We start from the raw sequence: 5,487 nt of genomic DNA, 5'->3' as shown, positions 1-5,487 counted from the left end.
GATATTTTTCCCGGTACAATCGCTGAGATCGGAACTCCTGCGATCATGAGGGATTACAGAGTCGTAACTGTAACTGTTAATCCGTTTCAATATGATCCCCAAACACAAGAATTAAAACTATATAAAAATATAGATTTGATCGTTAATTGTAAAGGTAACGGCGGAGAAAATCCAAAAATACACGACAGGAAAAAATCAAAATCTTATGAATCCTTATATGCTTCAACAATCGTCAATTATGAATCACTAATTTCCAGAGATGATGAATATCAGGATCCAAGTTATCTCTTTATTTATACGACCAGCACTTCTGTTGAAACATATCTCGATCTTTTAGTTGATTGGAAACATCAGAAAGGATTTGAAGTTACCACAGTTGATTTTGCTTCAGGCACAAGTAGTTCGACCATCAAATCTTATATCCAGACTGCTTATGATACCTGGGATAATCCACCTGAATTCGTCTGTCTGGTAGGAGACGCAGGAGGAAACTTTAACATTCCGACATCATATATGGACGGAGGAGAAGGTGATCAATATTATGCTTTACTTGAAGGTGGTGACATTTTAGCTGACCTTTTTATTGGACGTCTTTCATTTAATTATATCGATGAACTTGCCACCATTGTTTACAAAATTCTGAATTATGAAAAAGAACCATATATGACGGAAACAAGTTGGTATAATGAAATTCTATTAGTTGGTGATCCTTCTCAATCCGGACCTTCTTGTATTACAACTAAGAGAAGTATTAAAGAAATGATCAATGATAATGAATCAGGTTTTTCTTATGACGAAATCTATTATGGTAGTTGTGCTAATGAAATGAATAGTTCAATGAATGATGGAGTCCTGTATTTCAATTATCGTGGTTATATGGGAATGAGCGGTTGGGGAACCGATGATATATCAAGTTTATCCAATGGTTTTATGTTACCTGTAGGTGTTTTCCCCACTTGCGCTACTGGTGATTTTGAGGGAACAAGCGATTGCCGTAGCGAATATTTTTTAAAAGCCGGAAGTGCTACGGTTCCAAAAGGAGCAATTGCTGCGATTGGAACAGCAACTACAGGAACACATACCTGCTTTAATAATTGTCTCGATGCCGGAACATATTATGGTATTTTCCAGGATAATATCTATCATATGGGAGGAGCATTAAATAGAGGAAAATTAAATTTATACCTTAATTATCCGCAAAATCCCAGTAATTATGTTTATAAGTTTTCTTATTGGAACAACCTGATGGGAGATCCGGGAATGGAAGTATGGACAGGTCTTCCTCAAGAACTTATCATAACTTATGATCCTGTTGTACCGATAGGAAGCAATTTCCTCGAAGTGACAGTTGAGAACACAACTCGTGCTCCTATCGAAGGTGCCTGGGTAACTGCTCTAATGGGTGACGATGTGATTTTTGCTACTGATTATACTGATAGCGAGGGAAAAGTTTATTTACCAATCGATGCTGAAACAGAAGGAACTGTTAAATTAACAGTAACAAACCATAACTTCGTTCCCTATATTGGTAGTTTTGATGTCAGCCAAACCAATTGTTTTGTTAATATTTTCCAGGTTGATATTGATGATTCTGCTGGCAATAATGACGGAAATATCAATCCTGGGGAAAGTATCGGTCTTAATGTTAGTCTAAAAAACTATGGTACATCAATTTCATATCCAGTTCAAGCAAGTATTACAACTGATAACACTTTTATTACAATTTCAGATAATACAGAAAATTATGGAACCATTGGCGCTGGTGAAATTTTGAACATCAATGGAGCTTTTGAATTTGATGTTGATAATAATTCTTTAGGCGGTTCGGAAATCTTTTTTGATGTTACAATTAATTCAGGTCTTGATACCTGGTATGATATAATTCATTTAACTGTTAAGGGGCCAAACCTGGATTATAATGATTATACTGTTATTGATGGTGGAGATGGAGTTTTAAGCCCTGGTGAAGATTCGGATCTCACGGTAACAATAGATAATCTTGAATCAGAATCAGCCGACTTGATTTACGGAACATTATCCTGCTCGAATTCTTCAATCACTATTAATGATGATATTGGTTATTTCGGAAATGTTCCAGCAGGCGGTCAATCAACAAATACAACTAACAGGTTCAATATTACAGCCAGTGCTAATATCGCTCCCGGAACACAATTCGTTTTAGAACTTAATCTTTATAATAATGGAGGTTCTGGTTATAACAATACAGTTTCCTTTATCCTTGATGTTGGTAATGTTTCCGTAACCGATCCTTTAGGTCCCGATTCCTATGGTTATTACTGTTATGATGATGAAGATGCCGATTATATTTCTGTACCGACATATTCATGGGAAGAAATTGATCCGAACTATGCTGGTCCTGGAACTGTTATCCCGATGAGTGATAATGGAGAAGATACCGGAGATACTGAGACACTTACTTTACCGTTTACTTTTCCTTTTTATGGAGAAAGCTACAATGAAATAACAGTTTGCTCTAATGGTTGGATCACTCCCGGAACAACCGAACAATTTTCTAGTTTTAACTGGCGTCTTCCCGGACCTCTCGGACCTTCCCCGATGATCGCTCCATTCTGGGATGATCTGAGGATAGGAACCGGAAGCAATGTATGTTATTATTTTAATTCCAGTCAGCACTATTTCATCGTTGAATGGTCTCACCTTCAAAGCGAGTATGACAGCTCGGAGGAAACCTTTCAGACAATTTTATATGATCCTAATTATTATTCTACTATAACCGGAGACGGTGAAATAAAATTTCAATATAAGGTCTTTAATAATGTTGATATTGCAGGTTATGCCAATCATGGACAATATTCGACAGTCGGTTTGGAAGATGAAACAAGTATGATCGGTTTGGAATATACATTCAATAACAGCTATCCCACAGCGGCTAAAACTTTACAGAATGAAACTGCTATTCTGTTTACGACCAACTCTCCGACTCCTCCTACTGAACCTTATCTCGTTATTGGAACGATTTCTATCGATGATACTAATGGAAACGGTAATGTCGATTATGGTGAAACTGTGAATCTCGGTATTGCTTTGAATAATATGGGATTAAATGGTTCTAGCGGATTATCCGCTGTTCTCTCTTCATCTGATTCTTACATAACAATTACACAGAATTTTTCAAATTATAATGATATTTCAGGCGGAGCTTCAGAAACCAATTTAACGGATTATACTTTTACGGTAGAAAATATCTGTCCTGATGCGCATAATGCTTTATTTGAACTTAATATTACCGGTAATGAAGGTACCTGGGATTTGAATTTTCAACTGGTTTTGAACGCACCTGTGATCGAATTCCATGATGTTTTTGTTAATGATGGAGATAACAACATTCTAGATCCTGATGAGACTGCTGAGATAAGAGTCTCATTACGAAATAATGGTGGTGCCGAAGCTTCCGATATAACCTCGATTCTCTCATCGTCAGATACATATATCACGATTAATGATAATTCTGATAATTTATCAACTTTATCTCCCGGAGCATCTGGTTTTGTTTATTACAATATAACGACATCATCCAGTGCTCCGGTAGGACATTCAATTGTTTTCAATCTTGATATTGAGGCTGATTTAGGATATTTAACAGATGATAGTTTTGTTATCACAATCGGATTAAATTTGGAGGATTTTGAGACAGGAGATTTCACAAAATTCCCATGGGAGTTTGATGGTAATGAAGATTGGACGGTCGTAACTGAAACTCCTTTTGAAGGAACATATTGTGCCAAATCAGGAACTATCTCACATAATCAAATTACTGATTTGATTTTAGAAGTAAATGTTGTTTCTTCAGGAACAATTTCTTTTTATCGTAAAGTATCTTCAGAAAATAACTATGATTACTTACGATTCTATATCGATGGTTCATTACAAGGACAATGGGCAGGAAGTATTTCCTGGGGAGAAGTAAGTTATCCCGTTTCTACCGGAAATCACATTTTCAAATGGGAATATGATAAAGATGGTTCTGTAAGTACCGGCTCAGATTGTGCCTGGATCGATTATATTATATTTCCACCTTTGGGCACACCTGCAGATATTTCAGTAGAACCTTCCTCATTTACAAAAACTCTTGTACCTGGCGGATCTACAACTGATAATCTTTACATAGGAAATGAAGGAGGTCTAACTCTGGAATATTCTGCCACAGTAAACTATTTAGACAGACGATCTGAGGTTAATAATAAAAGCAAGAATAAGTTATCAAGATCAATCTCTAAATCAAATCGAGAATATGTTGTAGTCGGTGCTGGTTCAAGTCTTTCCGGTGCTTATGATACTGACATCACACCTTTTGGAACATATTATCATGATAAACGAGCCCAGTATTTGTTTACTGCTGCTGAACTTTCCTCTGCAGGTCTTCTAACGGGTGTAATTAGCAGTGTTGGCTTCAATGTTGGAACAGCTGGTGGTCAGACAATGGAGAATTTTAATATCAATATGGGTCATACAACTGCGACAATAATGCCTGCTGGTTGGATACCTGATGCATTAACCAATCAATATTCCGGAACCTGGACTGCTTCTAACGGATGGAATGATATTCCTACAAATTTTATCTGGGATGGAACAAGTAATTTGGTCGTAGAAATATGCTTCGATAATTCATCTTATACTTCTAATTCTACAGTTTATTATGATGTTTATACAGGTATGCATTCCCAGGCTTATAATGACAATACTGCTGGTTGTTCTGATCCCTGGGAAACAAATCCTATAGAAAGACCGCAAATAAGATTAGATTATACACCAAGCGGACATTCTTTGAACTGGTTAACTTTAGACGGAGAAAACACTGTAAATGGCTCGATCACTATTGGCTCCCCGGATGATGTTATAACAGTTTTGTTCGATACAAATCCTGATACTCTTGAAGTTGGAACTTATGAAGCAAATATTGTCATTACCAGTAACGATCCTGAAGATTCACCGATAACAGTGCCTGTATCATTAGTTGTCTCAGGTGACCTGACAGCACCAGTCATATCAGGAATTACTGAATACTCAAATAGTATGTACATTTGGTGGGAGTCTGTTGAAGGTGCTACCTACTACAAAATATATTCCTCGGATGATCCCTACTCAGAATTTATTCATATTGATACTGTAACAGGTTCTACAAACTGGAATGAACCGATAACTAATATGAAAAGATTCTATAAAGTAACAGCAAATAATTAATGAAATAAAAAAATAGGAGACTTTTTAGTATGAAGAAAATTACTTTAATTTTGACATTGATCTTGTTTACGATGATGTTAACAGCGGAATGGATTAATATTCCGGAAAACTCGAAAAAGAATATTTTTGAACATGTTCGCGGTGAAAACGAAGCAATCGAAATAAGTTTTGCACTTAATGGTTTTGAAATGGAAGAAATTTCCGAAAGAGAAGAAATCTTTCAGAAAATTTCTTATTTTAATGAAGGTGAATTCCTGGAAATCG

General features: G+C 36.2%; 2 protein-coding genes. Both read left to right on the top strand.

What is annotated here, in order from left to right; genetic code table 11:
- Nucleotides 1–5,223, top strand: a 5,223-nt coding sequence (locus ENL20_01935; protein ID HHE37314.1) for a hypothetical protein, incomplete at its 5' end; no start/stop codon positions are given.
- A 29-nt stretch (nucleotides 5,224–5,252) separates the two neighbouring features.
- On the top strand, nucleotides 5,253–5,487 hold a 235-nt coding region (locus ENL20_01930), incomplete at its 3' end, for a hypothetical protein (GenBank protein ID HHE37313.1).

The sequence above is a fragment of the Candidatus Cloacimonadota bacterium genome (genome assembly GCA_011372345.1).
Classification (GTDB): Bacteria; Cloacimonadota; Cloacimonadia; order Cloacimonadales; family TCS61; genus DRTC01.
Note: the sequence above shows the minus strand (reverse complement) of the source record. Positions and strands in the feature narration are given on the sequence as shown.